The organism is Aquimarina sp. RZ0 (assembly GCF_008370685.1).
Taxonomy (GTDB): Bacteria; Bacteroidota; Bacteroidia; order Flavobacteriales; family Flavobacteriaceae; genus Aquimarina.
The window spans coordinates 1-827 of record NZ_VTZU01000241.1; the positions used below are offsets into that span (position 1 = coordinate 1).

Annotated in this window: 1 protein-coding gene; it reads left to right on the forward strand. The window is 37.1% G+C overall.

The features are described from left to right. On the forward strand, positions 1 to 827 hold an 827-nt coding region (locus F0000_RS27490), incomplete at both ends, for a hypothetical protein (RefSeq protein ID WP_149627882.1).

Consider the following 827-nt stretch of genomic DNA (forward strand, 5'->3'; position numbering starts at 1 on the left):
CAGATCCGAACCATATCTTTACAGGTTTAGATCCAGATACCTATGATGTAGAGGTACTATCCTATGATGGAGAATGTGTCGATAGACAAACAGTTACAGTTGATGACCCAGCCCTATTTACGGCTTCGGCAATTTTGGTTAGAGATTTACAGTGTAATCCTAATTATCAACCCAATATTAATTTAAATGATCCAGATTCTCCAGAGTATGATCCCACGGCTCCGCCTTTTGATCCGGACGAATTCATAGCATTAATAGAAGTAGTAGTTACCGGAGGTTCAGGAAACTTTGATTACAGTATCAATAACCCTACTTTTCAATTGTTATCCCCAGAACCGCCAACAACAAACGTATTTCGTTTTACTACTGCAGGAACATATATAATTACAGTTACTGATCAGGATACCAGTTGTTTTGTAGAAACTAATCCGGTTGTTGTAAATCCATATACTCCCATTGAATTTACTATTGCGGGTACTAATCCGGTTTGTCCTACAGATCTTGGTTCTATTTTGGTAACAGTAACTGCAGGTCAGGGACCTTATACCTATGATTTAGATAGAGGTACTCAGATTATAACAAGTAATAATTCTACACAAACATTTAGTGGTGTTTCTAATGGTACACACTTTATAACGGTTTCAGATCTTTTTGGATGCCCTGCAGAGGAGCAATCTTTAGATATTATGAATACAAATTCAATCACAGCAGATATTGCTATTACAGATGAGCTTCGATGTGATTCTAATGGTTTGCCTTTTATTCCAGGTGAGATTACGATTTCTAACCCACAGAACGGTAATGGGACTTATGAGTATAGTATTGAT